The 24,585-nt window shown below is 70.1% G+C and carries 25 protein-coding genes, 1 tRNA gene, 1 pseudogene and 1 riboswitch; of the genes and pseudogenes, 13 read left to right on the top strand and 14 right to left on the bottom strand.

The window, feature by feature from the left end; all coding sequences use genetic code 11:
• Nucleotides 1–33 precede the first annotated feature (33 nt).
• Both AB0I52_RS28355 and AB0I52_RS28350 read right to left on the bottom strand, forming a co-directional pair.
• The gene (locus AB0I52_RS28355; protein WP_363077307.1) at nucleotides 34–612 is read right to left on the bottom strand and encodes a TetR family transcriptional regulator; all 579 of its coding nucleotides are present in this window, start codon (nucleotides 610–612) and stop codon (nucleotides 34–36) included.
• The gene (locus AB0I52_RS28350; RefSeq protein WP_363077305.1) at nucleotides 609–2,120 is read right to left on the bottom strand and encodes an MFS transporter; all 1,512 of its coding nucleotides are present in this window, start codon (nucleotides 2,118–2,120) and stop codon (nucleotides 609–611) included. The genes AB0I52_RS28355 and AB0I52_RS28350 overlap by 4 nt, the downstream gene beginning before the upstream one ends.
• A gap of 179 nt (nucleotides 2,121–2,299) precedes the next feature.
• On the opposite strand from AB0I52_RS28350, the gene AB0I52_RS28345 reads away from it, so the two are divergent.
• The 3 genes from AB0I52_RS28345 to AB0I52_RS28335 all read left to right on the top strand — a co-directional run bounded on the left by AB0I52_RS28345 (nucleotide 2,300) and on the right by AB0I52_RS28335 (nucleotide 5,111).
• Nucleotides 2,300–2,602, top strand: a complete 303-nt coding sequence (locus tag AB0I52_RS28345) for a hypothetical protein (protein WP_362964994.1) — start codon at nucleotides 2,300–2,302, stop codon at nucleotides 2,600–2,602.
• Nucleotides 2,603–2,706: 104 nt separating this feature from the next.
• Nucleotides 2,707–3,135 (top strand): hypothetical protein, encoded by a 429-nt coding sequence (locus tag AB0I52_RS28340; RefSeq protein WP_363077303.1) that lies wholly within the window; start codon nucleotides 2,707–2,709, stop codon nucleotides 3,133–3,135.
• Entirely contained in the window at nucleotides 3,132–5,111 is a 1,980-nt protein-coding gene (locus tag AB0I52_RS28335) for a CHAT domain-containing protein (protein ID WP_363077301.1), read from the top strand. Before AB0I52_RS28340 ends, AB0I52_RS28335 begins: the two co-directional genes overlap by 4 nt.
• Before the next feature lie 54 nt (nucleotides 5,112–5,165).
• On the opposite strand, the gene AB0I52_RS28330 is transcribed toward AB0I52_RS28335, so the two are convergent.
• Nucleotides 5,166–6,542, bottom strand: coding sequence for a DUF445 domain-containing protein (locus tag AB0I52_RS28330; protein ID WP_363077299.1), 1,377 nt, complete (start codon nucleotides 6,540–6,542; stop codon nucleotides 5,166–5,168).
• 143 nt (nucleotides 6,543–6,685) lie between these two features.
• Between AB0I52_RS28330 and AB0I52_RS28325 the strand changes: the two genes are divergently transcribed.
• A complete protein-coding gene (locus tag AB0I52_RS28325; RefSeq protein ID WP_363077297.1) occupies nucleotides 6,686–7,930 on the top strand; it encodes an SGNH/GDSL hydrolase family protein in 1,245 nt (414 codons plus the stop codon).
• Nucleotides 7,931–7,977: 47 nt separating this feature from the next.
• On the opposite strand, the gene AB0I52_RS28320 is transcribed toward AB0I52_RS28325, so the two are convergent.
• Genes AB0I52_RS28320 through AB0I52_RS28305 form a run of 4 tightly spaced genes read right to left on the bottom strand, consistent with a single transcriptional unit; the run spans nucleotide 7,978 to nucleotide 11,407 of the window.
• Nucleotides 7,978–8,661 (bottom strand): DUF1707 domain-containing protein, encoded by a 684-nt coding sequence (locus tag AB0I52_RS28320; RefSeq protein ID WP_363077380.1) that lies wholly within the window; start codon nucleotides 8,659–8,661, stop codon nucleotides 7,978–7,980.
• A gap of 31 nt (nucleotides 8,662–8,692) precedes the next feature.
• Nucleotides 8,693–9,715: an ATP-binding cassette domain-containing protein gene (locus AB0I52_RS28315; protein ID WP_363077378.1), complete on the bottom strand. Its 1,023-nt coding sequence runs from the start codon at nucleotides 9,713–9,715 to the stop codon at nucleotides 8,693–8,695.
• A 29-nt stretch (nucleotides 9,716–9,744) separates the two neighbouring features.
• On the bottom strand, nucleotides 9,745–10,590 hold the full coding sequence (locus AB0I52_RS28310; protein WP_363077376.1) for an ABC transporter permease: 846 nt from the start codon (nucleotides 10,588–10,590) through the stop codon (nucleotides 9,745–9,747).
• 16 nt (nucleotides 10,591–10,606) lie between these two features.
• Nucleotides 10,607–11,407, bottom strand: a complete 801-nt coding sequence (locus AB0I52_RS28305) for an ABC-2 family transporter protein (RefSeq protein ID WP_363077295.1) — start codon at nucleotides 11,405–11,407, stop codon at nucleotides 10,607–10,609.
• A 172-nt stretch (nucleotides 11,408–11,579) separates the two neighbouring features.
• Here AB0I52_RS28305 and AB0I52_RS28300 point away from each other — a divergent pair, with 172 nt between their 5' ends.
• Entirely contained in the window at nucleotides 11,580–14,000 is a 2,421-nt protein-coding gene (locus AB0I52_RS28300) for a transglycosylase domain-containing protein (RefSeq protein WP_363077293.1), read from the top strand.
• Nucleotides 14,001–14,118: 118 nt separating this feature from the next.
• On the top strand, nucleotides 14,119–14,343 hold the full coding sequence (locus AB0I52_RS28295) for a hypothetical protein (RefSeq protein ID WP_362965008.1): 225 nt from the start codon (nucleotides 14,119–14,121) through the stop codon (nucleotides 14,341–14,343).
• A gap of 4 nt (nucleotides 14,344–14,347) precedes the next feature.
• Here AB0I52_RS28295 and AB0I52_RS28290 read toward each other — a convergent pair whose 3' ends face one another.
• The 3 genes from AB0I52_RS28290 to AB0I52_RS28280 all read right to left on the bottom strand — a co-directional run bounded on the left by AB0I52_RS28290 (nucleotide 14,348) and on the right by AB0I52_RS28280 (nucleotide 15,578).
• Entirely contained in the window at nucleotides 14,348–14,668 is a 321-nt protein-coding gene (locus AB0I52_RS28290; RefSeq protein ID WP_362965010.1) for a multidrug efflux SMR transporter, read from the bottom strand.
• Between the two features lie 40 nt (nucleotides 14,669–14,708).
• A riboswitch (guanidine-III (ykkC-III) riboswitch) is annotated at nucleotides 14,709–14,774 on the bottom strand.
• Nucleotides 14,775–14,852: 78 nt separating this feature from the next.
• Nucleotides 14,853–15,191: a co-chaperone GroES gene (locus AB0I52_RS28285; RefSeq protein ID WP_024491022.1), complete on the bottom strand. Its 339-nt coding sequence runs from the start codon at nucleotides 15,189–15,191 to the stop codon at nucleotides 14,853–14,855.
• Between the two features lie 66 nt (nucleotides 15,192–15,257).
• Nucleotides 15,258–15,578, bottom strand: a complete 321-nt coding sequence (locus AB0I52_RS28280) for a DUF3618 domain-containing protein (protein WP_363077290.1) — start codon at nucleotides 15,576–15,578, stop codon at nucleotides 15,258–15,260.
• A 128-nt stretch (nucleotides 15,579–15,706) separates the two neighbouring features.
• Here AB0I52_RS28280 and bcp point away from each other — a divergent pair, with 128 nt between their 5' ends.
• From bcp to AB0I52_RS28255, 5 genes are all read left to right on the top strand, one after another.
• Nucleotides 15,707–16,174: a thioredoxin-dependent thiol peroxidase gene (gene bcp / locus AB0I52_RS28275; protein ID WP_363077288.1), complete on the top strand. Its 468-nt coding sequence runs from the start codon at nucleotides 15,707–15,709 to the stop codon at nucleotides 16,172–16,174.
• Nucleotides 16,175–16,303: 129 nt separating this feature from the next.
• Complete coding sequence (gene proP / locus AB0I52_RS28270) at nucleotides 16,304–17,800, top strand: glycine betaine/L-proline transporter ProP (protein WP_363077286.1); 1,497 nt, start codon at nucleotides 16,304–16,306, stop codon at nucleotides 17,798–17,800.
• 160 nt (nucleotides 17,801–17,960) lie between these two features.
• Complete coding sequence (locus AB0I52_RS28265) at nucleotides 17,961–18,815, top strand: HNH endonuclease (protein WP_363077284.1); 855 nt, start codon at nucleotides 17,961–17,963, stop codon at nucleotides 18,813–18,815.
• The gene (locus AB0I52_RS28260; protein ID WP_363077374.1) at nucleotides 18,816–18,968 is read left to right on the top strand and encodes an HNH endonuclease; all 153 of its coding nucleotides are present in this window, start codon (nucleotides 18,816–18,818) and stop codon (nucleotides 18,966–18,968) included.
• Nucleotides 18,969–19,011: 43 nt separating this feature from the next.
• Nucleotides 19,012–19,095: transfer RNA gene (locus AB0I52_RS28255), tRNA-Leu, on the top strand.
• Nucleotides 19,096–19,158: 63 nt separating this feature from the next.
• On the opposite strand, the gene rdgB is transcribed toward AB0I52_RS28255, so the two are convergent.
• The 4 genes from rdgB to AB0I52_RS28235 form a co-directional block, all read right to left on the bottom strand.
• Nucleotides 19,159–19,761, bottom strand: a complete 603-nt coding sequence (gene rdgB / locus AB0I52_RS28250) for an RdgB/HAM1 family non-canonical purine NTP pyrophosphatase (RefSeq protein ID WP_363077282.1) — start codon at nucleotides 19,759–19,761, stop codon at nucleotides 19,159–19,161.
• A gap of 32 nt (nucleotides 19,762–19,793) precedes the next feature.
• A complete protein-coding gene (locus AB0I52_RS28245) occupies nucleotides 19,794–20,186 on the bottom strand; it encodes a hypothetical protein (protein WP_363077280.1) in 393 nt (130 codons plus the stop codon).
• A 124-nt stretch (nucleotides 20,187–20,310) separates the two neighbouring features.
• A complete protein-coding gene (rph, locus tag AB0I52_RS28240) occupies nucleotides 20,311–21,048 on the bottom strand; it encodes a ribonuclease PH (protein WP_363077278.1) in 738 nt (245 codons plus the stop codon).
• A 165-nt stretch (nucleotides 21,049–21,213) separates the two neighbouring features.
• Entirely contained in the window at nucleotides 21,214–21,447 is a 234-nt protein-coding gene (locus AB0I52_RS28235; protein WP_019886687.1) for a PTS glucose/sucrose transporter subunit IIB, read from the bottom strand.
• Nucleotides 21,448–21,669: 222 nt separating this feature from the next.
• On the opposite strand from AB0I52_RS28235, the gene AB0I52_RS28230 reads away from it, so the two are divergent.
• Entirely contained in the window at nucleotides 21,670–22,980 is a 1,311-nt protein-coding gene (locus AB0I52_RS28230) for a PTS transporter subunit EIIC (protein WP_363077276.1), read from the top strand.
• A gap of 259 nt (nucleotides 22,981–23,239) precedes the next feature.
• Nucleotides 23,240–24,487 (top strand): annotated as a pseudogene (locus AB0I52_RS28225) (PTS transporter subunit EIIC); the annotation flags it as partial.
• Nucleotides 24,488–24,585: the final 98 nt, after the last annotated feature.

Here is a 24,585-nt window from a genome sequence, read left to right as displayed (position 1 = left end):
CTCGTCGGATGGCCAAGACCCTACCCCGGCCGCTCAGCCGGTGATCAACGTCTGGAGCGCGGGCGCGTAGAGGTCGGCGATGCGTTCCGGGGAGGCCAGGGCGCCTGCTCCCTCGCGGTGGAGGCTGAGCGTCGCGCCGAGGCCGAGGAGGTGTCCGGCCAGGAGCTCGGCGCGCAGCGCGCGGTCCCGGCCGGAGAGGCGGGCGGTCAGGGCGTCGGTGACCTGTTCGTGGAACCGGTCGCGCAGGAGCGAGCGTTCGTCCTGGTTGCCGAGGGAGAACACCACGCGCAGGAGCGGGTCGGACTTGAGCTCGCGGCGGCGGGTCACCAGCGTGACGACCATGTGGCGGCCCAGCAGCCCGAGCGGGGCGTCGAACAGCTCCGCGGCGGCCGGGCCGAAGTCGGCGACGGTGTTGAACAGCTCTTCCTTGCGGCCGAAGTGCTTGACCACGAGGGCCGGGCTCACCCCGGCGTCCGCGGCGATCTGGCGGATCGTCACCTCGGCGTACGGGCGCTGGGTGAACGCCCGCCGCGCCGCGCGCAGGATCGCGCCCCGGCCGGTGCCCGCGTCCGCGGACCCGGGGGCCGGTGCGATGGCCTGGCCGCCGGTCATGCGCCCTCCTGGATCTGTGCTGTCCGTACACCGCCCTCGCGGATGCCCGGCGCCTTGCGGCTCTCCCCGACCGTACCCGCCACGGCCGGCTTCCCGCCCGGCAGGAACAGCGTGACGGCCAGGGCCGCGAGCGCCGCTCCCGCCGCGATCACGAAGACCAGCTGGTACGCGTGGAGGGTCGGGGCCGTCCTGCCCCCCGCCTGGAACGTGATGTTGGCCAGCACCGCGGCCACCGTCGCGCTGCAGAAGGCCTGTCCGATCGACCGCATGAGGGTGTTCAGACCGTTGGCGGCCCCGGTCTCGCTGACCGGGACTCCGCGCATCACCAGGGCGGGCAGGGCCGAGTAGGCGATCGCGGTGCCCGAGGCGACGACCGTGGCGCCGGCGATGATCAGCCACAGGCTGTGGCTGGTGAAGTACCGCACCCCGTAGCCGACGGCGATGATCCCGGCGGCCAGCGCCAGGCTGACCTTCGGCCCGCGCTTGGCCGATATCCGCGCCGATACGGGCGAGAGCGCCACCATCGCCACACCTCCCGGCAGCAGGCACAGCCCGCTGACGACGAGCGAGACGCCGAGCCCGTACCCCGTGGCCTTCGGCTCCTGCACCATCTGGGCGGTGACCAGCGAGTTCGCGTAGAACGCGAAGCCGATCAGCAGCGCCGCGACGTTGGTGAGCAGTACGGCGGGGCGGGCCGAGACCCGCAGGTCGACCATGGGCGTCGCGACGCGGAGCTCGTACGCGCCCCAGAGCAGTGCCACCACGACGGCCGTCGCGAGCAGGCCGACCGTCCGGACCGACCCCCAGCCCCAGTCGGCGCCCTGGGTGACCGCGAGCAGCAGGCAGACGAGCGCGACGGACAGGCCGAGCGCGCCGACGGCGTCGAAGCGGCCGCGGCTGCGCAGCGGGGACTCCGGCACACAGCGCAGGACCAGCGCGATGTCGATGAGACCGATCACGCCGGAGACCCAGAACATGGTGTGCCAGTCGAAGTTCTCGATGACCAGGGCCGCGACCGGCAGGCCGATGGCCGCGCCGATCCCGAGCGTGGAGCTCATCAGCGCGACGGCGGACAGGACACGCTCGGGCGGGAGCTCGTCGCGCAGGATGCTGATGCCCAGCGGTACGACGGCGATCGCCGCGCCCTGAAGCGCGCGGCCGGTGATCAGCACCCCGATGTGGGAGCTGACCGCGCAGAGCACCGAGCCCACCACCAGCACCGCGAGCGAGGCGACGAGCACCCGCCGCTTGCCGTACATGTCGCCGACCCGGCCCAGGACCGGGGTGAAGACCGCGCCGGTGAGGAGGGTGACGGTGACCAGCCAGCTCGCGGCGGCGGGGGTGGCGCCGGTCAGCGCGGGGATGTGCGGCAGCAGCGGGACGACGATCGTCTGCATCACCGCTACCACGACACCGCAGAACGCCAGCACGCCGACGGCGAAGCGGGGGTGCTGGGCCTGGACGGCGGGGGGCGCGGGATCGACGGGGACCGGTATGTCCGCGGGCATGTTTCTCCGTACGGTGCTCGGCGTCAAGGCAGGGGTGTACGTGCGTTCACCCCCAGGGTAAACGCACGTACACCCCCTCGGCGACGGGTCACCCGAACGTCGCGTTAGCCTCGGTTCCGAGAAGCAGATCCGGGAGAGCGGGTCCGCACGACGGACGAGCACAGGTGGAGGTGGCTGCGATGGCGAGGATTCCGGCAGCGGCGGTGGCGGCGGGCGGACTGGTCGGCGGCTACGCCGTCGCGCGGTGGACCAGGAAGCGCCCGCTGGGCGGGGTCGCCCTCGCCGCCGCGGGCACCGCCGCGGCGTACGAGTGGAACCGGCAGGCCGGGCCGCGCGCCGCCGCCGGGCTGACCACCGCCTATGTCGCCGCCTTCGCGGGATCGCACCCGCTCGCCAAGAGGATCGGCGCCTGGCCGGCGGTCTTCACCGTGGCGGGCACGGTGGCCGCCGCGTCCTGGGCGGTCACCCGCCGCGCGGCCTGAGCGCGGAGCCCTCCCCGCCCCGCACCACCGGGCATGTACCCGAACAACTCCCGTACGGCGGCGGTGCGTCATAGGGTTGTGGGCAGAAGACGGGGAGGTCCTACGTGGTGGAGCCGAAGCCCGACGGAAGGTTCGCTTGCGAACTGGTCCTCAACGGGGACGCACGAGCGGAGACCACCGCCGCTCTGGGCCGCAAGCTGTCCGAGAACGGGGCCGAGCGGGTCGTGCCCGCCTACGCCTCACGGCCCGCGCCCGGACGGCGCTCGGGCGGCGTCGCCGAGGTGGCCACCCTCGTGGTGACCTGGGCCGGAACCCTGGTCCCGATCATCGACACGGTGCGCGGCTGGCTGATCGAGGGACGTAACGCCCCTCCGGGCAACGGGGGGACCGGGACGGGCCCGGCGGACGGCACCGGCCGCGTCACGTCGATCACGGTCGTCATCGGCGACGACCAGGTGGAGATCATTCAGCCCTCCACCGCGTCCGAGGAGCGGCTCGTCGAGGCGTTCATCCGTCGGCACAGCCCGTCATGAGCGAACCGGACACTCTGAACGTCCGGGTCACCACGCAGGGCATGACCGTGCGCTACGAATACGAGCTGCGGGCCGGCGGTCCCGTCGGCGACAGCGCTCCGCTCGAAATGGAGTACGTGGCCGAGGTCGACCCCGGACTGGTGAGGGACTGCCGCGCCCGGATCGACCAGGCCCTGACGAGGGCAGCCGCCGGGGAACCGGGCCCCGGGCCCGGCCCGGCCAAGGAGCTGGCCAACTGGGGCAGGCTGCTCCACAAGCAGCTGTTCCCCCGGGTACAGGGCGGTGTGGCCGAGCTGGTGTCCCGGCTGCACGCGTCGTCCGGCCCCCTGCTGATCCGTACGAACGAGCAGGAGGTCCCGTGGGAACTGCTGCACGACGGTGCGGACTTCCTCGGTCTTCAGCACGACCTCGGGCGCCGGCTGCTGGCCAGGCGCCCCGTCGTCGGCGGGCGCGGCATCGGCCGGGTCGCCCGCGCGCTGATCGTGGGCGACACCCTCGGCGACCTGCCCTCCGCCCGCGAGGAGGTCGCCAGGGTCGCGGCGTGGCTCGGTGACCGCGGCATCGAGTGCACGGTCCTGCTGGGGCAGGAGGCCACCCAGCTCGATGTCCTCGCGGAACTGGCCTCGGAGGAAACGCCCTACGACCTCTTCCACTTCTGCGGTCATGTGGCGACCGGCTCCGGCACGACCGGGCTGATGATGCACGACCGCCAACTGCTGGGCGAGGTCGCCCTGCAGACCCTCTCGTCGCGTGGCGCGCCGCCCGTGGCCTTCATCAACGGCTGCGCCTCCGCCGGGGAGGGCACAGTGGCCGGCATGTGCGTGTCCTTCATGGTCCTCGGCGCGAAGACCGTCGTCGGCACCCGCACCGACGTGGCCGACGAGGGCGCCTGGCAGTTCGCCGCCGAGTTCTACGGGCGACTGCTCGCGGGCGTGCCGGCCGGTACCGCGGTCCGGACGGCCCGCACCGCGCTCCGTGACCGGCCGGACGCGGCCTGGGCGTCCTTCGTCCTGTACGGCGACCCGGCCGCGGGCATCGCCGGGAACGTGACTCCGGGGAGCCCCCGGCCGCCCGAACCGCCCGAGGACGACCCGACGACCGCGCTGGCCCCCGACGCCCAGGAGCTGATGCGGCGGGTGCACGCGGCCTGCGCCGACCGGCGCGGAGTCGCCTCGGTCGATCTGCTGCGAGGGCTGCTCGGCGAGGCGGACATCAGGCAGCGGATCGAGGAGAGCATCGGGCCCAGGACCATGGAAGCCCTCGACCGGGTGATCGATCAGGTTCTCAGCCGCGACTCCGGCCCGGACGGCGGCTCCGGCCCGGACGGCAACTCCATCCCGGACCACGACGGCAGCATCCGGTCCGACACGGTCAACCGGGTGTTCGCGGACGCGGCCACCCGCGCCGCCGCGGACGGCCGGAGCACCGTCACCACGGCCGACATCACCGAGGCCTTCGTCGCCGTGGGCGGCGGCGTCGCCTCCCGGTTGCTGGAACTGTGCGGGGTGCCGCTGGCCCGGCTGCTGCCGGACAGCGACACGGACAACGGCGACGAGCGGCTGCAGATGGACGACTTGAGCCGCGGCGCCGTCGGCATCGTGCGGCTCGCGAACCTGCTGGCCGACACCCGCGGCGAGGTGATCGGCACCTACACGCTCCTGCTCGCGTTCGGCGCGATGGGCAGCGAGGTGCTGCAACGCGCCCTGCACGAACAGGGGGCGGCCGGGGAGCTGGCCTTCCGGAAGCTCTCCGGGATGCTCACTCCCCGGCGCCGCGACCTGTCCCCGCGGGTCCATGACGTGCTGGACCGGGCCCGCCGGCACAGCGCGGCCGGGCACGCATCCGCCGGCCTCGTCGGCGAGGCCGCCATCCTCCTCGCCCTGCTCCAGGACGAGGAGTCGTCGGCGCGCGAGCTGATGCGCAGGAGCGGCGTCGACCCCGATCTGCTCATCCGGTCCCTGGGCCGGGACCGCTGACTTCACCGGACCCGCTGACGTCGGGGAGCCCGCTCACTGTCGTGCACCAGGTCGTTACGCTCCCAGCGCCCGTGACACCGTGTAGATCGCCAGCCCGGCCAGCGCACCCACCACCGTGCCGTTGATGCGGATGAACTGCAGGTCGCGGCCGATGTGCGCCTCGATCTTCTTCGATGTCTGGTCCGCGTCCCAGCCGGCCACCGTGTCGCTGATCAGCGAGGTGATCTCCGCCCGGTACGTCGTCACGACGTACACCGCCGCGTCCTCCAGCCAGCCCTCCAGTTTCCCCTGGAGACGGCCGTCCGTCGCCAGGCGGGCGCCCAGGGACATCAGGGAGGCACGGGCGCGCAGGCGCAGCTCGCTCTGTTCGTCCTCGGCCGCCGCGATGACCATCGTGCGGACCGAGGACCAGGCGGACGCGATGACGTCCTGGACCTCGCGGCGCCCCAGGACCTCCGACTTCAGCCGTTCCACCCGGGCCCTGGTCTCCGAGTCCGTCTGGAGGTCGGCCGCGAAGTCCGTCAGGAACGTGTCGATCGAGCCGCGCGCCGGGTGCTCCGGCATGTCGCGCATCTCCGTGATGAAGCGCAGCAGCTCCTTGTAGACCCGCTCTCCCACCCGCTTGTCGACGAACCGCGGGGTCCAGCCCGGCGCACCGCCCTGCACCGCGTCCATCACCGAGTCGCCGTGCAGCACCAGCCAGTCGTGGGCCCGGACACAGACCAGGTCCACCACCTTGCGGTGACCGCCGTCGGCGACGACCTTCTCCAGCATCTTGCCGAGGCCCGGCCCGATCTCCGCCGCGTTCGCCCGCCGGGTGATCGCCTCACCCACCACGGCCTGCACGTCCGAGTCGCGCAGCACCGTCAGCGCACCGCGCAGCGCGGTCGACAGCTCGGCGGTGACCCGGTCTGCGTGCTCCGGTTCGGCGAGCCACGCACCGAGCCTGCGGCCGATGCCGAGGGAGTGGATGCGGTCCCGTACGACACCGCCCGACAGAAAGTTCTCGCCCACGAAGGAACCGAGGGAGGCTCCGAGCTGGTCCTTCTTGGTGGGAATGATGGCGGTGTGCGGAATCGGCAGGCCGAGCGGACGCTTGAAGAGTGCCGTGACGGCGAACCAGTCGGCCAGCGCACCCACCATGCCCGCCTCGGCGGCCGCGGCGACGAAGCCCGGCCAGCCGCCCACCCCCTCGTTCTTCGCCCAGGTGGCGAGGACGTACACGAGCGCGACCAGCAGAAGGAGGCCGGTGGCCATGGTCTTCATACGGCGTACGCCGCGACGCTTCTCCTCGTCCGCGGCGGTGTACGAGAACGAGGCGAGGGAGGCGGAGCGGCGGGTGCCCGCACCCCTGCCCCCCGCGCCCGCGCCCTCGTCCGCCTGCGCACCGGCACCCCGCTCGCCGGGTCCGCTGCCTTCGGTCCGTTCCATCCGCTCCACCCGTCCGCGTACGCGTCACCCACGACGCCCCGTACGCATTGTCCTTGCCTGACCTACTCCCGGGCCGCACGTTGAGTTCCCCGCGCGCTGCCGCATCATGGAACCGGCCCACGAACAGAGGAGACACACCGCCCATGCCCAGGCGCCAGGGGTACGCCCTGCTCATAGCCCTCGTGGCCGGCACCGCCGCGCTCGCCGCCGTCGTGGCGTTCACCGGCTCCCTGCTGTTCTCCGGGCCCCGGGCGAAGGCCTCCGCCACCACCGGGCCGCAGGGCACGGCCCGGACGCCCGCGGCACCGGCCCACTCCGCCGGGCTCTGGCTCGCCACCTGGGCGGCAGCCCCCGTCCTCGGAGCGGCCGACCCGAACCACGGCCAGGACCTGGTCCACCGCACCATCCGTAACGTCGTACACACCAGCATCGGCGGCGACGCGGCCCGCATCACCCTCTCCAACCTCTTCGGTACGCAGCCGCTGCTGATCGACAACGTCACCGTGAACACCCGTCCGGTGACGTTCCGCGGCGCTCCGGCCACCACCGTCGGCGCCGGCCGGAGCATCGTCAGCGACCCCGTCGTCGTCCCGGTCGCCGCCGACGCCGACCTCGTCGTCACCCTGCGCACCCCCACCGCCCGCGGCCCGGTCACCGTGCACCCCAACAGCCACCAGAGCTCCTACGTGGAGACCGGACGGGGCACCTGGCGCAGCACCGCCTGGCGCTATCTCACCGGGGTGGACGTACACAGCCCGACCGCCACCGGGACCGTCGTCGCATTCGGCGACTCGCTGACCGCCGGCACCGGCTCCACCACCGACGCGAACAGCCGCTGGCCCGACGTCCTGTCCGACCGGCTGAACGGCCGGTACGCGGTGGTGAACCAGGGCATCGGCGGCAACCGCGTCCTGCGCCACGGCGTCGGGCCGCGCGCGCTCGACCGCTTCGAGCGCGACGTGCTGGGCGTCACCGGCGCGAAGACCGTCATCATCGCCCTCGGCATCAACGACGTGCAGGGCTACCCCCAGGAGAAGGACCCGCAGCGGATCACGGACGCCCTGCGCACCCTCACCGAGCGGGCCCACGCACGCGGGCTGCGGGTCATCGGCGCGACCCTGATGCCGTACGACGGCTACCGCAGCTGGACCGCCGCCCAGAACGCCGTGCGCGACCGGGTCAATGAGACGATCCGGGCCGGCGGGGTCTTCGACCAGGTCCTCGACTTCGACCTCGACATGCGCGACCCGGCCCACCCGGACCGGCTGCATCCCGCCTACGACTCCGGTGACCACCTCCACCTGAACGACGCGGGCTACCAGCGTCTGGGCTCCCTGGTGGACCTGGCCGGCCTGGTACGCGTCCGGCCGTCGTCCGACGCGCTCTGAGGGCCGTCGGGCGGGGCGGACGCGCCGTCAGTGGTGGACGCGCTCCGTCACTTGTCCCGGTCGCCCTTGTCCAGCCGGTCACCCTTCTCCAGCCGGCCGCGCGAGCGCTCCGCCTCCCGCAGCCGCTGCTTCTCGGCCTTGCTCCGCTTGCGCTCCACACCGACGCCGCCCATCAGCGCGAAACCGGTGACCCGGACCCGGGGGGAATCCGGTGCCGGGATGCCCTCGTCCTTCGTATTCTCCCCGAATCCGCCCATGATGCCGATGCCCTGGACCTCGACATTCAGGTCCGGCGGGACCGTCACCTGCATGCCGCCCATGATCGTGAAGCAGCGGATGACCACCTCGCGGTCCTCGAAGTTCGCCTCGCGCAGATCGATCTCACCGCCGCCCCACATGGCGAACGCGGTGAACGTCCGGCCCACCGTCCAGTTGCCCCGGCGGTGGAACCCGCCCCAGAACGCGAAGGCGCCGCCCGATGTCGCGGGCTTGCCCACCCGGTCCGACCAGCGGGCCATCGAACCGGTCCGGGGCTGCCCCGCGGCCACCGGCGCCACCGCGGCACCGACGGCCGGAAGGTCGCGGACGATCGGTTCCAGCTCCCCGCGTGTACGGGCCTTGTAGGTGGCGTCGAGGCGCTGGTCGAACTCCTCCATCTCCAGCCGGCCCTCCGCCACCGCCTCGCGCAGAATCTCGGCGATGCGTTCACGCTCGGCGTCGGAGGCGCGCATTTCGGGAAGTTCACTAGTCATACCGCGCAGCCTATTGAACGCGTAGGCTTCCGTCACCGACCCATGTGCCCGTGGCCGACGCGTACATCTTCGCGATCACGGCCTCGATGTCCGGCTCCCGCACCGAAAGATCCACCATCGGGTACTCCGCGGCGATCCGCGCCACCAGCGGCGCCGCCGACGCGGACGCCGGGAACGCCAGCCACTGCCGCGGCCCCTCCACCTTCACCGTACGCACCGAGGGCTCCGACTCCAGCCGGATCGGCGGGAGTTCACGCTCCAGATCGACCACGAGCGTCCGCTCGCTCTCCCCCACCGCGTGCAGGCCGGACAGCGCCCCGTCGTACATCAGACGGCCGTGGTCGATCACCATCACCCGCTTGCACAACTGCTCGATGTCCGTCAGATCATGGGTCGTGAGCAGCACCGTCGTACCGCGCTCCGCGTTCAAGTCCCGCAGAAATCCACGCACCTTGGCCTTCGACACCACATCCAGGCCGATCGTCGGCTCGTCGAGGTACAGCACCTCCGGATCGTGCAGCAGCGCAGCCGCGATGTCGCCGCGCATCCGCTGCCCCAGCGAGAGCTGCCGCACGGGTACGTCCAACAGCTCCTTCAGGTCGAGGAGTTCGATGCAGCGGTCCATGTTGGCCCGGAAGCGGGCGTCGGGGACGCGGTACATCCGGTGGACCAGACGGTACGAGTCGCGCAGCGGCAGGTCCCACCAGAGCGTGGTGCGCTGACCGAAGACCACACCGATCCGGTGCGCCAGCCTCGTACGCTCCCGGGAGGGATCGATACCCGCCACCCGCAGCGAACCGCCGCTCGGGGTGAGGATGCCCGTCAGCATCTTGATCGTCGTCGACTTCCCCGCCCCGTTCGGGCCGATGTAGCCGACCACCTCACCGCGCGCCACCCGGAAGCTGATGCCGTCGACGGCCCGCACCTCACGGCGTTCGCTGCGCATGAAGCCCGTCCGGCGGCGGACGTCGAAGACCTTCTCCAGCCCGTTCAGTTCGATGAAGCCGCTGTCCTCGCCGGTCTCCGCACCCATGTCCCGTACCCCGTCCCGCTCGATGTCCGTCAACTTCCCGTACTCCGGTACGACCGCAGACCCGCGCGCCAGGCCAGGCCGGCGACCGCCCAGCAGCCGGCCGCCACCACCGGCGGCAGGAACGCCACCCACTGCGGCAGGCCCAGCGGATACTCCCGGCCCAGCACGTACAGCGCCGGCAGCCAGTTCACGAACGCCAGCGGCACGACGAACGTCACCCCGCGCACCAGATCCTTCGCGAAGACCGTCGGCGGGTACTGGAGCAGTGTGTTGCCCCCGTACGTGAAGGCGTTCTGCACCTCCGAGGCGTCCTGCGCGAAGAACTGGAACGCCGCCCCGACCACGAACACCGCCCCGAAGATCGCCGCCCCGCTCAGCAGCATCAGCGGCACCATCGCCACCTTCAGAAGGGTCCACTCGATGTCCAGGGTCACCAGCGCGTAGCCGAGCACCAGCAGCCCCTGCGTGATCCGCCCGAGCCTGCGCAGCGCGAACCGGTCCGCCGCCACCTGCGCGATCACCGGAACCGGCCGCACCAGCAGTGTGTCCAGCGTCCCGTCCCGCACCCGCCGGCCCAGCCGGTCCATCGACCCCATCACCAGATCCGCCAGGCCGAACGCCGTACCCGCCGCCCCGTACAACAGGGCGATCTCCGGCAGCGTGTAACCACCCAGCACGTCCACGTGCGAGAACATCAGCATGATCGCGACGAAGTCGAACGCCGTCGCCGCGAAATTGCCGACCGCCGTCATCACGAACGACGCCCGGTACGCCATCGTGGAGCGCAGCCACATCGCCGCGATCAGCCCGTACGCCCGGAATCCCTCGACCACCCGCGAGCGCGGCGCGAACACCACCGCGGGCCCGCCCGCCACCTCCACCGCCACCGGCTCAGCCACCCTGGACCACCACCCTCCGCGTCGCCGCCGACTGCAACAGCCGCCCCGCCAGCAGCAACGCCAGCGCCCAGCCCGCCTGGAACCCGTACGCCCGCACCAGACCCCACCCCGTGTGCCTGCCGAGGAACACATCGGCCGGCACCTGGAGCAGCGCCGACCACGGCAACGCCCGCGCCACCTCGCCCAGCAGCCCCGGGAACAGGTTCAGCGGCAGCAGCAGCCCGGAGAAGAACATCCCCGCCAGGAACGCGACCTGCGCCGCACCCGCCCCGTCCATCAGCCAGAACGCGGACAGCGCGACCAGATAGCGGATCGCGAAACTCACCACGGCCCCCAGCGCCACCGAGACCAGGAACGCCGGCCAGATCCCCGGCGACGTGGGCAGTGCCAGATCGAAGGCAACCGAACCCAGCAGCATCGGCACGATGCCGCGCCCCAGCAGATGGAACGCCGCACGCCCCAGATCCCCTGCCATCCACCACAGTTGAAGGTCGATCGGCCGGTAGAGATCGACCGCGACGTCTCCGGTGCGGATCCGCTCGATCAGCTCGTCCTCGAAACCGCCGCCCATCATCGCGCACGTCATCAGCAGCGCCTGCCCCAGCCACACGTACGTGAGCGCCTGCGACATGTCGTAACCACCGAGCTGCGGACGCTCGTCCCACAGCGCCACATAGGTGTACGCCATGATGAAGCCGAAGACGGTGTTGGTGAACACCCCCGCGACCGTCGCGATCCGGTACGTGGCATAGCGCCGGAACCCGCCCGCCGCCACCACCGCGTAGAGCCGCACAGCACCCGCCCCCCGACACGTGGGCGCCGTACCGACCGTCGACACCAAAGCGCACGAGCGTAGTCCAGTCGGGGCAGCCGCCGCGACCGCTTTTCGGGGGTCGATCCGGTGCTTATTCCGGAGAAAAGTGCACTATGGGGGAACTGACCTCGGCCGAGGAGTCTGCACCGACATGAGCGACGAGCCACAGCAGCGGAGTGGGGACCCCGACCCCCGGGGCTGGAACCCCAGGGACCTGCCTGCCGACGCCGCCGCCCCCGGAGAAGAGGGCGCCCCGGCCACGGACACCACCGGGAAGAAGCGGAAGAAGCCCGAACGCCCCAAGCGCACGGGCTGGCGCCGCGCCGTCCCCACCTGGCGGATGGTGCTCGGCGGCATCCTCCTCATCGCCCTGGTCCTGGTCGGCGGCTTCATCGCCGGGTACCAGCTCGTCGACATCCCCTCCGCCAACGCCAGCGCCACCGCCCAGTCCAACGTCTACCTCTACGAGGACGGCAGCGTCATCGCCCGCGACGGCGAGATCAACCGGGAGAGCATCAGACTCGCCCAGGTCCCCCTCACCGTCCAGCACACGGTCCTCGCCGCCGAGGACCGCGACTTCTACTCCGAACGCGCCGTCGACATCAAGGCGATGTTCCGGGCCGGCTGGAACACCCTCACCGGCAAGGGCACACAGGGCGGCTCGACCATCACCCAGCAGTACGTCAAGAACTACTACCTGGGCCAGGAACAGACCGTCGGCCGCAAGATCAAGGAATTCTTCATCGCGATCAAGCTCAACCGCGAGGAATCCAAGAACCAGATCTTCGAGGGCTACCTCAACACCAGCTACTTCGGCCGCAACGCCTACGGCATCCAGGCCGCGGCCCAGGCCTACTACAGCAAGGACGTCGGCGACATCACCACCGCCGAGGGCGCCTACCTCGCCTCCCTGCTCAACGCGCCCAGCGCCTACGACGTCGTCACCCACCCCGAGAGCAAGAGCGCGGCCGTCGCCCGCTGGAACTACGTACTCGACGGCATGGTCAAGGAGAACTGGCTCGGCGCCGGCCAGCGCGCCGCGATGACGTTCCCCGTGCCCGGCCGGGTCAAGCCCGCCAACAGCCTCTCCGGCCAACGCGGCTACATCGTCCAGGCCGTCGAGGACTACCTCGTCCAGAACGACATCCTCGACGAGAAGACCCTCGCCACCCGCGGCTACCGGATCACCACCACGCTGCAGAAGAAGAAGCAGGACGCCCTCGTCGCAGCCGTCGACGACAACGTCATGTCCAAGACGAGCACACAGCGCGAGGGCGACCGCAACGTCCGCGTCGGCGGCGCCTCCATCGACCCCGCGACCGGCCACGTCGTCGCCATGTACGGCGGCATCGACTACACCAAGCAGTACGTCAACAACGCGACCCGCACCGACTACCAGGTCGGCTCCACCTTCAAGCCGTTCGTCTTCACCTCCGCCGTCGCCAACGGCTCCACCACCCGGGACGGCCGTCGCATCACCCCCAGCACCGTCTACGACGGCACCAACAAGCGCATGGTCCAGGGCCCCGACGGACCCACCGGATACGCCCCGTCCAACGAGGACGACGTCAGCTACGGGCCCGTCACCGTCCGCACCGCCACCGACAAGTCCATCAACGCCGTCTACGCCCAGATGGCCGAGGACGTCGGCCCCGGCAAGGCCCGGCAGACCGCCGTGGACCTCGGCATCCCCAAGGACACCCCCGACCTCACGGCATCCCCCTCGATCGCGCTCGGCCCCGCCACCGCCAGCGTCCTCGACATGACCGACGCCTACGCCACCCTCGCGGGCCACGGCAAGCACGGCGCCCACACCCTCGTCGTCAAGGTCACCAAGGACGGCACGGCCGTCAAAATCCCCGGACGCAGCACCAAGCAGGCCGTCGACCGCCAGGCGGCCGACACCACCACCTCGATCCTCCAGAGCGTCGTCGACGGCGGCACCGGAACCGCCGCCCAGCGCGCGGGCCGCCCCGCCGCCGGCAAGACCGGCACCGCCGAGGAGGACAAGGCCGCCTGGTTCGCCGGCTACACCCCGAACCTCGCCACCGTCATCGCCGTCATGGGCCAGGACCCCACCACCGGTGTACAGAAACCGCTCTACAACACACTCGGACTGCCCCGCATCAACGGCGGCGGCGCCCCCGCCGAGACGTGGGCCCAGTACACCGGCGCCGCCCTGCGCGGCACCCCCGTCAAGAACTTCGACCTCGACCTGGAGAGCGGCAGCGACGACACCGAACTGCCCAGCGAGGAGAGCACCGCACCCGGCAGCAGCACCGGGCAGCCGACCCGGTCACCCTCCAGCACCGCCCCGGGCACCCCCTCCACCACCCCGCCCACCACCCCGTCCGCCCCGGACAGCCCACCCGCCGCCACCGGCGGCACCGACACCGGGGGCAGCACGGACGGCGGCACGGGCGGGGACACGGGCGGGGTCACGGACGGCGGCACCGACACCGGGGGCGGCGACAGCGGCGGAGGGGACAACGGCGGCGCGAACAACGGCGGCGGCACCAACGGCGGCCTCCTCGAAGGCGCCCGCGGCACCCGCGCCCCGGGCCGCCTGTGAGCGCTGCCCCGCGGCCCCCGGACGGTGATGCTGTACTCTCGGGCGGCCTCGGGGCTCATCCCGGCGGCGCGCCGGCGAGCCTCGGCCAGGAGCTGGTCACCGGAGGAGTCGGAGCTGCGTGAAATCGATATGGGGCATGGGTTTCGCCGTGGGCGCGGTCCCGGTCGTCGTACTCGTATGGCACTTCGGCAGCCGGACCGGCCAGCTGCGCCCCTGGGGCGAATCCCTCTGCGTGGGCCTGGGAATCGGCGCACTCCTCGGCGTGCAGATCTGGTGGGGATCGCGACGCGGGAAACCGGCCCCGGACAAGACCGGCCAGGACCCGGGGCCGGGCACCACCTGACGCGTCAGTGACCCGACGTCGCCTTCAGCCCCACGACGGCCACCAGCAGCAGACACACGAAGAAGATCCGGGCCGCCGTCACCGGCTCATGCAGCACCACCATGCCCAGCACCGCCGCACCCGCCGCACCGATGCCCACCCACACGCCGTAGGCCGTACCGATGGGCAGCGTCCGCGCCGCCTGGGACAGCAACACCATGCTCGCGACGATCCCGAGACCCGTGAACACACTCGGCCACAACCGGGTGAACCCCTCGGTGTACTTCATCCCGATCGACCAGGCCACTTCCAGCAGACCGGCGACCAGCAGCAGAACCCACGCCATGACAGCACCTCCGACGACACAGAACACGTGAACAACACGGGGTGCGTCGTCTTTGCGGAAGCCCGGTACGGCGCGTCTCGTCGGGGTCCCACCACCGTAGCAAAGAACATGCAAAAAGCCTGGTGACAACGGCCACCAGGCCACACCACCACGGTCACACGGAGGTACGACAGGCACCGACCGACTACAGGTACAGGCCCGTCGAATCCACCGAACCCTCGAACCGGTCCGCGGCCACCGCATGCAGATCCCGCTCCCGCATCAGCACGTACGCCACCCCCCGCACCTCGACCTCGGCACGGTCCTCGGGGTCGTACAGCACCCGGTCCCCCGGCTCCACCGTCCGCACGTTCTGCCCCACCGCGACCACCACGGCCCAGGCCAGCCGTCGACCGACCGCAGCCGTCGCCGGGATCAGAATGCCCCCGCCGGAACGCCGCTCGCCCTCGGGCGAATCGGACCGGACCAGCACACGGTCGTGCAGCATCCGGATGGGCAGCTTGTCGTCCGCGTTCTCGCTCACGCCCCGCAACCTACCTGGCCGACCCGGCACCGCACGCCCGAGGGGGCACCCTGCGACCCGGGTCCCCTACTTCCTGCGCCGCCGCGCCGACACGGTGAGCAGACCCACCACGCCCACCGCGAGCAGCGCCGCCGGGATCACCCGCTCCAGCCGCGGCGCGCCGTCCTCCGTCACGAACTGCGCCCGCACGTCCGACACCGCCCGGTTCACCGCGACGAACGCCCGTCCGGCCGTCCGGTCCACGGCCTCGGCGGCCTTCGCTTTCGCATCACCAATGATCGTCTGCGGGTGCACCCGCACCCCGATCTCATCGAGCACCACCGCGAGCTGCTCACGCCTGGTGATGATGTCCGCCTCGATCTGCGCAGGGCTCCTGGCATCCGACACTGCGCCGCCTCCGTGGTCCTCGTCCGGTAAACCTTCATCGACAGTCTGTCAGCTCGGCCGCCCCCGCACCCGGCGGCACCCCCTACTACTCTCGGTCCCGTACACCCCGCGTACCCACGAGGAGAACCATGAGCGAGCGACTCCAGCCCGGCGACACCGCCCCCGCCTTCACCCTTCCCGACGCCGACGGCAAGGACATCTCGCTCGCCGACCACACGGGCCGCAAGGTCATCGTCTACTTCTACCCCGCCGCCCTCACCCCCGGCTGCACCAAGCAGGCCTGCGACTTCACCGACAACCTCGGCCTCCTGACCGACGCCGGATACGACGTCATCGGCGTCTCCCCCGACAAGCCCGAGAAGCTCGCCAAGTTCCGCGAGAAGGAGAACCTCAAGGTCACCCTCGTCGGCGACCCGGCCAAGGAGACCCTGGAGGCCTACGGCGCCTTCGGCGAGAAGAAGCTCTACGGCAAAACGGTGACGGGCGTCATCCGCTCCACGATCGTCGTCGACGAGAACGGCAAGGTCGAGCACGCGTTCTACAACGTCAAGGCCACCGGCCACGTCGCCAAGATCATCAGAGACCTCGGCATCTGACAGCCCCGGATTGGGCCGAATGGCCGAAACAATGTGATGGACATCCCAATCTCTCGCCGATTCGGTTTGCGACTGCCATGACCGCGCAGAAGCCTTCCCTGGAACACCCACCGAGGAAAGGACCCGGCCATGGCGGCCTCCGACCCCCACCAGGCGGCCGATCCCGAAGCGGTCAAACGCCACCCCGCTCTCTTCCGGGCCATCCACAAGCGCAAGAACCCCAAGCTGCGCCTGACGGACATCACCATCACGGACGACCAGGCCGTCAAGCGGGCCGTCAAGGCGGCCTCGCTCGGCAACGCCATGGAGTGGTTCGACTTCGGCATCTACTCCTACATGGCCGTCACCCTGGGGCACGTCTTCTTCCCGTCGGGGAGCGACACCACCCAGCTCCTCTCCTCCTTCGCGACCTTCGCCGTCGCCTTCCTCGTACGCCCCCTCGGTGGCATGTTCTTCGGCCCCATGGGCGACAAGGTCGGCCGCAAGAAGATCCTCGCCCTCACCATGATCATGATGGCGATCGGCACCTTCGCGATCGGGCTCATCCCCTCCCACGGCTCCATCGGCGTATGGGCCCCGGTCCTGCTCATCTTCTTCCGGATGCTCCAGGGCTTCTCGACCGGCGGCGAGTACGGGGGCGCCTCCACCTTCATCGCCGAGTACGCCCCCGACAAGCGACGCGGCTACTTCGGCAGCTTCCTCGAATTCGGCACGCTCGCGGGCTACGTCGGGGCCTCGGGACTGGTCACCCTGCTCTACGCACTCCTGGACACCGGGCAGATGGAGACCTGGGGCTGGCGCATCCCCTTCCTCGTCGCCGGCCCGCTCGGCCTCGTCGGCCTCTACCTGCGGCTGCGCCTCGACGAGACCCCCGCCTTCCAGAAGCTGGAGGGCGGCACGGCACACGCCACCGAGGCGGCGGACGGCGTCGAGGTGACCGCGAAGGGCGACCTCGCCAAGATCTTCCGCGACTACTGGCCGACGCTGATCCTCTGCATCTGCCTGGTCGGCGCGTACAACATCACCGACTACATGCTGCTGTCGTACATGCCGACCTACCTCTCCGACGAGCTCGGCTACAGCGAGACCCACGGACTGCTCATCCTGCTCGGCGTCATGGTCTTCCTGATGCTGATCATCAGCCAGGTCGGCAAGCTCTCCGACCGCTTCGGCCGCAAGCCGCTCCTGATGACGGGCATGCTCGGCTTCCTGATCCTCTCCCTCCCCGCCTTCCTGCTCATCCGGCAGGGCAGCATCCCGGCCGTCACCATCGGCATGCTGATGCTGGGCCTCTCCCTGGTCTGCATGCTCGGCACCATGTCCGCCGCCCTCCCGGCCCTGTTCCCCACCCAGGTCCGCTACGGCTCCCTGTCGGTGGGCTACAACCTGTCGGCGTCGATCTTCGGCGGCACGACCCCGTTCGTCATCACGGCCCTGATCAGCGTGTCCGGCACCAACCTGATGCCGGCGTACTACGCGATGGGCGCGGCCGTGGTCGGTGTGATCGCGGTGGCCTGCATGAAGGAGACCGCGAACCAGCCGCTGGCGGGGTCGCCGCCGTCGGTGGAGACGAGCGCGGAGGCGGAGGAACTGGTCGCGGCGCAGACGCCGGACCCGAAGTTCTGACCCGTCCCGTCCTGTACGGGGAATGGCCCGTCCCGCTTCGGTTGTCGCCGAAGCGGGGCGGGCCATTCCGCATCTTGTCGGATATCGGACGTGACTCTCCGATAAACGGTTCATTACTCCGTGCGAGGCCGCGAACGGGCGGCCGGATGCGGAGGGGAACGTGTCGGGTCAGTACGTGTACGAGCGGGAGCGGCTCGCCAGCGCCGTCGTCGAGGCGAAGAACTGGACGGACCTGATGAGTCGGCTCGGGCTCAAGAAGAGTGGGGGCCGGCGACGCGTGTTGCAGGGGAAGGTAGCCGAACACGGTCTGGATACGTCCCACTTCAAGAAGCGCAGCCCGTGGCAAAAGTACCCGGACGCGGCCATTGCAGCGGCCGTCGCGTCCTCTTCGTCGCTACGCGAAGTCGTCACCAAGCTCGGTGCACCACCCGCCAGCGGCACGCTCTCCCACATCAGCCGCCGCATCGCAGCCGCGGGAATCGATGTCAGCCACTTCCCTGGCATGAACCGCCCGCATCTGGACCTGGTGTTCACCACAGAGGAGCTACAGACGGCCACGGCCGCCGCCGACAGCATCCGAGGAGTGGCGCGCGGCCTGGGAATGGGTGACGACAGCCAGTCACGCTCAGCACTGGCGTGCCTACTGCGCAGGAGAGGCATCGATACCTCACACTTCCGTAATGCGCGCCTCACCATTCCAGAGGCCGCCCTGCGGGACGCCGTTCCACGAGCCAGCAGTTACGCGGACGTCATGCGTGCGCTCGGCCTTGAGGTAAAGGACTCGAACCACCGACGCGTGCGACGCAAGGTCCTTCAGTTGAAGCTCGACACGAGCCACTTCACGCGACGCCCTTGGGCTTCGATCCAGGTGAGCGAGCCCAAGGCGATCGCACCGACGACCTTGGTTGTCAAGCCGCAGGGGTCAGCACGCACGAACCGGAACAGCCTTCGTCGCGCTCTACAAGAGATCGGGGTCGCGTACCGCTGCGAGTCCTGCGGAAACCGGGGGAAGTGACTGAGGCAGTCCTTCACCCTTCAGATCGACCACATCAATGGCGATTGGCTCGACAACCGGGCTGAGAACCTTCGCTACCTCTGCCCCAACTGCCACGCGCTGACCGAGACATGGTGCCGCAACCGACGCCCCAAGGAGCCGGGCTCGCAATAACTGCTCGGGCCTGTGACGCCTCCCCTTGTAGACTGCCGGAGACGCGCGAGTGCTGGAATTGGTGAGACAGGCTGGTTTTAGGTACCAGTGCCCTAGCGGCGTGAGGGTTCGAGTCCCTCCTCGCGCACCCCGGCGACAGGCCCGGCTCACTCCAGCAGTGAGCCGGGCCTGCGGCGTTCACGGAGGAACGTCACCCCACCAGTTCCCGCACCACCGGCACCAGCGCCCGGAACGCCTTCCCCCGATGGCTGATCGCGTTCTTCTCCGCCGGGGTCAGCTCCGCGCACGTCCGGGTCTCGCCCTCCGGCTGGAGGATCGGGTCGTAGCCGAAGCCGCCCGAGCCGGACGGGGTGTGGCGCAGGGTGCCGAGCAGGCGGCCCTCGACCACACGTTCCGTGCCGTCGGGGAGGGCGAGGGCGGCGGCGCAGGCGAAGTGGGCGGCGCGGTGGGGGGCGTCGATGTCGGAGAGCTGGGCCAGGAGCAGGTCCAGGTTGGCCCGGTCGTCGCCGTGGGTGCCGGCCCAGCGGGCGGAGAAGATGCCGGGGGCGCCGCCGAGCACGTCGACGCAGAGGCCGGAGTCGTCGGCGATGGCGGGGTGGCCGGTGGCCCTGGCCAGGGCGTGGGCCTTGAGGAGGGCGTTCTCGGCGAAGGTGACGCCGGTCTCCTTGACGTCGGGGATCTCCGGGTACGCGTCCGCGCCGACGAGTTCGTGGGTGAGGCCTGCGTCGGCGAGGATCGCGCGGAGTTCGGTGATCTTCCCGGCGTTGCGGGTGGCGAGGATGAGGCGGGTCATGGCTCGATTATCGCCGCCCGTGCCGCCGGGGATCACGGGGTGCAGACCTTGCCGATCTCCTTGGCCGCGTCAGTGACCGGGCTGATGTCGGGGGTGTCGTCGCCCTTGTCGATGGAGTCGCGGACGTTGCCGACGCCGTCCCGGAGGTCGCCGACGGCCTTGCCGAGGTCGGCGTTGTCGGTCTTGTCGCCGAGGTTCCCGAGTTCCTTCTCGATGTCGTCGAGGGCTTCGGAGGCCTGGCCGGGGTCGTTCGCGGCGTCGGAGACGGCCTGCTGGAGGTTGTCCACGCCGGTGGCGATGGCGTCGGCGGTCTGCACGCAGTCGATCGCCTTGTCGAGGGCGCCGCAGCCGGCTGCGGCGGCAGCGGTGAGCAGTGCGGTGGTGATGGCCAGTGCGGTGCGGTGGCGTCGGTGTCGCGCGGCCATGGTGTGGTCCCTCCCCGGGGGCGGATACGCGGACGGGCGCACGGTTCGGCCCGTGCGCCCGTATTCGTATCGACGCTGTGGGGCGGGTACTTGGTTGCTTCTTCGCCCGGCCCCGCGCCCGGCCCTACGCGCCGAGGGTGCGGGTGAGGGCGTCGTTCTGGAACGCGGTGAGGTCGACGCAGCCCGCGGTGGCGAGGTCGAGGAGGGCGTTGAGCTCCTTGCGGTCGAAGGGTTCGGCCTCGGCGGTTCCCTGGACCTCGACGAAGCGGCCGTCACCGGTGCAGACCACGTTCATGTCGGTCTCGGCGCGGACGTCCTCCTCGTAGCAGAGGTCGAGGAGGGGGGTGCCGTCGACGATGCCGACGCTGATGGCGGAGACGGTGCCGGTCAGCGGCTTGCGGCCGGGCTTGATGATCTTCTTGCCCTGGCCCCAGGCGATGGCGTCGGCGAGGGCGACGTAGGCGCCGGTGATGGCGGCGGTGCGGGTGCCGCCGTCGGCCTGGAGGACGTCGCAGTCCAGGACGATGGTGTTCTCGCCGAGGGCCTTGTAGTCGATGACGGCGCGCAGGGAGCGGCCGATGAGGCGGCTGATCTCGTGCGTGCGGCCGCCGATCCTGCCGCGTACGGATTCGCGGTCGCCGCGGGTGTTGGTGGAGCGGGGCAGCATGGAGTACTCGGCGGTGACCCAGCCTTCGCCGCTGCCCTTGCGCCAGCGCGGGACGCCTTCGGTGACGGAGGCGGTGCAGAAGACTTTGGTGTCGCCGAAGGAGATGAGTACGGATCCTTCGGCGTGCTTGCTCCATCCGCGTTCGATGGTGACGGGGCGGAGCTGGTCGGGGGTGCGGCCGTCGATACGAGACATGGCGTCGACTTTATCGGGTGCGGGGAGTGGGCCGTTCCGGTGCGGTGAGTGGGACGTTCCGGTGTGCGGGGGGTGACTGTCGCCGGGTGCGCCGCAGGCCCCGTCCTGGTGGGGGCGGGGCCTGCGGGTGTCGGGCCGGCGGGCCCGTACGGGTTCAGCGGTGGGTCACATCATGTCTTCGATGTCGGCGGCGATGGGGTCCGCGTCGGTGCCGATGACGACCTGGATCGCGGTGCCCATCTTGACGACGCCGTGTGCGCCGGCGGCCTTGAGCGCGGCTTCGTCGACCTTGCTCGGGTCGATGACCTCGGTGCGGAGGCGGGTGATGCAGCCTTCGACCTCTTCGATGTTGTCGATTCCGCCGAGCCCGGCGACGATCTTCTCAGCCTTGCTGGCCATGGCCTTCTCCCTGGTTCTTCACGTACATGTGACGGCCCACCATGGGTCCGTTTCGTCACGGTAACGCACGGTTGGCCCAACTTCGCGAGCGAGCAATCGAGTCATCGCCAATGATGACGATCACCGGCGCCCTGTCTTCCGGGCGGGCTCCGCACCGTACCGCAAGTGGTCTACACCAGTCTGCAACGACCCCCAATTGCGCTTTGTTCCGGGAGGACGCCAATGAGCTCCAGCAGCGCAGCGATCCCACAGAAGCAATGGTGGAACGGCCTCTTCCAAGGCCTCCAGAAGATGGGGCGCAGCCTTCAGTTGCCGATCGCCGTGCTGCCGGCGGCAGGCATTCTCAACCGGCTCGGTCAGCCGGACGTCTTCGGTGACGAGGGTCTCGGCTGGAACAACATCGCCAAGGTGTTCGCTGCCGCCGGTGGTGCGCTGCTCGACTCGGGGCTCGGTCTTCCCCTGTTGTTCTGTGTCGGTGTCGCGATCGGCATGGCGAAGAAGTCGGACGGTTCGACCGCTCTGGCGGCGGTGACGGGCTTCCTCGTCTACTACGCGGTGCTGCACGCCTTCCCGGTGGACTGCGAGGGCGGTTCGACGTTCGTGTCGGGCGGCACCTGGTTCGGTACGTGTGTCACGGACGGCGCGCAGGTGACGGCGGCCGCGTACCAGAACCCGGGGGTGTTCGGCGGGATCGTGATGGGGCTGATGTCGGCCTGGTTCTGGCAGCGGTTCCACCGGGTCAAGCTGGTGGACTGGCTGGGCTTCTTCAACGGCCGGCGGCTCGTCCCGATCATCATGGCGTTCGTCGCGCTGCTCTTCGCGGCGCTGTGCGCGTGGCTGTGGCAGCCGATCGGTGACGGTCTGACGAGCTTCTCGAAGTGGCTGGTGGACCTGAACTGGCTGGGGTCGGGCATCTTCGGTGTGGCCAACCGCGCCTTGCTGGTGATCGGTATGCATCAGTTCCTGAACACGTTCGTCTGGTTCCAGTTCGGTGACTTCACCAAGCCGGACGGGACGGTCGTGCACGGTGACATCAACCGGTTCCTGGCGGGTGACCCGACGGCCGGTCAGTTCACCACGGGCTTCTTCCCGATCATGATGTTCGCCCTGCCGGCGGCCGCGCTGGCGATCTACCACTGTGCGAAGCCGCATCGCCGCAAGGCGGTCGGCGGCATGATGGTGTCGGTCGGTCTGACGTCGTTCGTGACGGGGATCACGGAGCCGATCGAGTACTCGTTCCTGTTCGTCGCGCCCGTGCTGTACGCGATCCACGCGGTGCTGACGGGTGTGTCGATGGCGCTCTCGTGGGCGCTCGGGGTGAAGGACGGCTTCAGCTTCTCGGCGGGCCTGATCGACTACGTCATCAACTGGAGCCTGGCCACCAAACCCTGGCTGATCATCCCGATCGGCCTGGCCTTCGCCGTCGTGTATTACGTGATCTTCCGGTTCGCGATCACCAGGTTCAACCTCCAGACCCCGGGCCGCGAGCCCGACGAGGTGGAGGAAGAGATCGAGAGCAACCTCACGAAGTAGCCGCTGAACGGGGCCGCAGCCCCGTCAGGCCAAGGCCCTCGGACCACTCGGTCCGGGGGCCTTCGGCATGTCACCGTGCGTGGACGGTGGCTACTGCGAAGTAGTCGGAAATTGCAGGTTCCTTATCTAACCCTCACCGTGCTAGAACTGGTCTACACCACTCAGTGGTCCAGACCACGTGGCGTTCTGCCACGTTTCTCGAGTCGCCGCCCACCAAAAATCCTGTTCCTGGCGGCGCCTTGCCTACTGGAGGAAGTTGATGAGTACGGCCACCGCCACGGCGGCCCCCGCGAAGAAGCGGGGCTCCGGCCTGTTCCAGGGCCTGCAGAAGGTGGGACGCAGCCTCCAGCTGCCGATCGCCGTGCTGCCGGCCGCGGGCATTCTGCTCCGTCTCGGCCAGCCCGACGTCTTCGGTGACGACGGCCTCGGCTGGCACAAAGTCGCCTCCGTGTTCGCCACCGCGGGCGCAGCGGTCTTCGACAACCTTCCGATGCTCTTCTGCATCGGTGTCGCCATCGGCTTCGCCAAGAAGTCGGACGGCTCCACCGCGCTGGCCGGCCTCGTCGGCTTCCTGGTCTACAGCAACGTCCTGAAGGCCTTCCCGGTCACCGAAGCGGTGATCCAGAAGGGCGAGGACACCGCCGCGACCTACAACAACCCAGGTGTCCTCGGCGGCATCCTGATGGGTCTCGTCACGGCGATCCTGTGGCAGAAGTTCCACCGCACCAAGCTGGTCGACTGGCTGGGCTTCTTCAACGGCCGCCGTCTCGTCCCGATCATCATGGCCTTCGTCGGCGTGATCTTCGGTGTGTTCTTCGGCCTGGTCTGGGAGCCCATCGGTGACGGCATAGCCAACTTCGGCGAGTGGATGACCGGCCTCGGCTCCTTCGGTGCCGGACTCTTCGGCCTGATCAACCGCGCGCTGATCCCCGTCGGGATGCACCAGTTCGTCAACACCGTCTCCTGGTTCCAGCTGGGTGACTTCACCGACGCCGCGGGCGCCGTCGTGCACGGTGACCTGAACCGGTTCTTCGCCGGTGACCCGACCGCCGGTCAGTTCATGTCGGGCTTCTTCCCGATCATGATGTTCGGCCTTCCGGCCGCCGCCATCGCCATCGCCCACGCCGCTCGCCCCGAGCGCCGCAAGGCCGTGATGGGCATGATGGTCTCCCTCGCGCTCACCTCGTTCGTCACCGGTGTGACCGAGCCGATCGAGTTCTCGTTCATGTTCATCGCGCCGCTGCTCTACGCGATCCACGCCGTCCTGACCGCCATCTCGATGGCCGTCACCTGGGCGCTCGGCGTGCACGCCGGGTTCACGTTCTCGGCGGGATTCATCGACTACGCGCTGAACTGGAACCTGGCGACGAAGCCGTGGCTGATCATCCCGATCGGTCTCGTCTTCGGAGCGCTCTACTACGTGCTCTTCCGCTTCGCCATCGCCAAGTTCAACCTCACCACCCCGGGCCGTGAGCCCGAGGAAGAGGTCGAGGACCTGACGATGTCGGCGGGCAGCGCCAGGTCTACCGGGTTGCTCGCGGCCGGCTTGACGACGGTGTACGTCACCGTGACCGTGTCGCCGACCTTCGGGGCCGCGTTGTCGAC

Origin of the sequence: Streptomyces sp. NPDC050423 (assembly GCF_040655445.1) — a bacterium.
Classification (GTDB): Bacteria; Actinomycetota; Actinomycetes; order Streptomycetales; family Streptomycetaceae; genus Streptomyces.
The sequence above is the reverse complement of the archived record's forward strand: the minus strand, read 5'-3'. Positions and strand labels throughout refer to the sequence as shown.

Excerpts from the sequence above, each read along its gene's own strand:
- AB0I52_RS28230 (WP_363077276.1), top strand. The coding sequence starts at position 21,670 with ATGAGCTCCAGCAGCGCAGCGATCCCACAGAAGCAATGGTGGAACGGC.
- AB0I52_RS28235 (WP_019886687.1), bottom strand. The coding sequence starts at position 21,447 with ATGGCCAGCAAGGCTGAGAAGATCGTCGCCGGGCTCGGCGGAATCGAC.
- AB0I52_RS28345 (WP_362964994.1), top strand. The coding sequence starts at position 2,300 with ATGGCGAGGATTCCGGCAGCGGCGGTGGCGGCGGGCGGACTGGTCGGC.
- rdgB (WP_363077282.1), bottom strand. The coding sequence starts at position 19,761 with ATGACCCGCCTCATCCTCGCCACCCGCAACGCCGGGAAGATCACCGAA.
- AB0I52_RS28355 (WP_363077307.1), bottom strand. The coding sequence starts at position 612 with ATGACCGGCGGCCAGGCCATCGCACCGGCCCCCGGGTCCGCGGACGCG.
- AB0I52_RS28350 (WP_363077305.1), bottom strand. The coding sequence starts at position 2,120 with ATGCCCGCGGACATACCGGTCCCCGTCGATCCCGCGCCCCCCGCCGTC.
- AB0I52_RS28320 (WP_363077380.1), bottom strand. The coding sequence starts at position 8,661 with ATGCGCGCCTCCGACGCCGAGCGTGAACGCATCGCCGAGATTCTGCGC.
- rph (WP_363077278.1), bottom strand. The coding sequence starts at position 21,048 with ATGTCTCGTATCGACGGCCGCACCCCCGACCAGCTCCGCCCCGTCACC.
- AB0I52_RS28245 (WP_363077280.1), bottom strand. The coding sequence starts at position 20,186 with ATGGCCGCGCGACACCGACGCCACCGCACCGCACTGGCCATCACCACC.
- AB0I52_RS28325 (WP_363077297.1), top strand. The coding sequence starts at position 6,686 with ATGCCCAGGCGCCAGGGGTACGCCCTGCTCATAGCCCTCGTGGCCGGC.
- AB0I52_RS28315 (WP_363077378.1), bottom strand. The coding sequence starts at position 9,715 with ATGGGTGCGGAGACCGGCGAGGACAGCGGCTTCATCGAACTGAACGGG.
- bcp (WP_363077288.1), top strand. The coding sequence starts at position 15,707 with ATGAGCGAGCGACTCCAGCCCGGCGACACCGCCCCCGCCTTCACCCTT.
- proP (WP_363077286.1), top strand. The coding sequence starts at position 16,304 with ATGGCGGCCTCCGACCCCCACCAGGCGGCCGATCCCGAAGCGGTCAAA.
- AB0I52_RS28300 (WP_363077293.1), top strand. The coding sequence starts at position 11,580 with ATGAGCGACGAGCCACAGCAGCGGAGTGGGGACCCCGACCCCCGGGGC.
- AB0I52_RS28335 (WP_363077301.1), top strand. The coding sequence starts at position 3,132 with ATGAGCGAACCGGACACTCTGAACGTCCGGGTCACCACGCAGGGCATG.
- AB0I52_RS28330 (WP_363077299.1), bottom strand. The coding sequence starts at position 6,542 with ATGGAACGGACCGAAGGCAGCGGACCCGGCGAGCGGGGTGCCGGTGCG.
- AB0I52_RS28290 (WP_362965010.1), bottom strand. The coding sequence starts at position 14,668 with ATGGCGTGGGTTCTGCTGCTGGTCGCCGGTCTGCTGGAAGTGGCCTGG.